The following is an 812-nucleotide window of genomic DNA, read 5'->3' as shown; positions in this document are numbered from 1 at the left end:
GCTGTAGCGCGGCTGGTGCAGGGCGCGGGCCGCTGCGGCTTCGCCGGCCAGCAGCTGCCTGAGCGCGGCCTGCACGGCCGGCTTGGGAATGCCCACGCGCAGGTCGGTGCTGATCGCACTTTCACCGAGCAGATTGACCAGCCCTTCGCGGTACAGGTCCGACGAGCCGGATTTGCAGCGGTTCAGCAGGTGCAGCACATCCCAGCTCCCGGCTTCGTTGCGGACCAGAAACGCCAGATGGCTGTGGCGCAGGCCGTACCTGCGCAGGTCCTGGCCGCCGCGCGCGGCGATGGCCACCTCCACCCCGGGCAGCGCATCGAGGGTGTCGGCGGTGATGGCGGCCATGTCGAACATCGCCGCGATCGTGGTCGGCGGCGGGTAGCGCGGGGTGCAGGTCGGCGGCTGTGCGTTCGCCACTGGGGCCAGCGTGGCGATACCCAGCGCCAGCACTAGGGGGAAACGGTGGTTCATCGGGGGGCATCCTTGCAGGCAAACTGTAAAAGACCGTTACAGGCCGAGGCGGGCCTTGACCTCGGCGGCGATGCGCGGGGTTTCGCGCAAGGGTTCGATCGGGTCTGCCGGGTCGGCGTCCAGCGCGGCCAGACCCTCCAGCAGCCGGCCGCGTTCGACCAGCGATTGCTGGAACCGTGCCATCCGTCCCTGCGCGCGCCGGCCCAGCAGCACGCCCACCGGCACCCGGGTGGCGCAGGCCTCGGACAGCAGGTTCACCGAGTCCGGCGTGCAGACCACGCGGTCGGCCCAGCCCAGCAGCCCGGCGTACGGATTGGAACCGTCACCGCCATCGCTCCAGA

Annotated in this window: 2 protein-coding genes; both read right to left on the bottom strand. The window is 70.8% G+C overall.

The window, feature by feature from the left end:
* Positions 1-471, bottom strand: a 471-nt coding sequence (locus tag JCM9942_RS17180; RefSeq protein ID WP_083468619.1) for a DUF2145 domain-containing protein, incomplete at its 3' end; no start/stop codon positions are given.
* A gap of 36 nt (positions 472-507) precedes the next feature.
* Positions 508-812, bottom strand: a 305-nt coding sequence (locus JCM9942_RS17175; protein WP_172675201.1) for an ELM1/GtrOC1 family putative glycosyltransferase, incomplete at its 5' end; no start/stop codon positions are given.

This window comes from Stenotrophomonas pictorum JCM 9942 (assembly GCF_001310775.1).
Taxonomy (GTDB): Bacteria; Pseudomonadota; Gammaproteobacteria; order Xanthomonadales; family Xanthomonadaceae; genus Stenotrophomonas; species Stenotrophomonas pictorum.
Note: the sequence above shows the minus strand (reverse complement) of the source record. Positions and strands in the feature narration are given on the sequence as shown.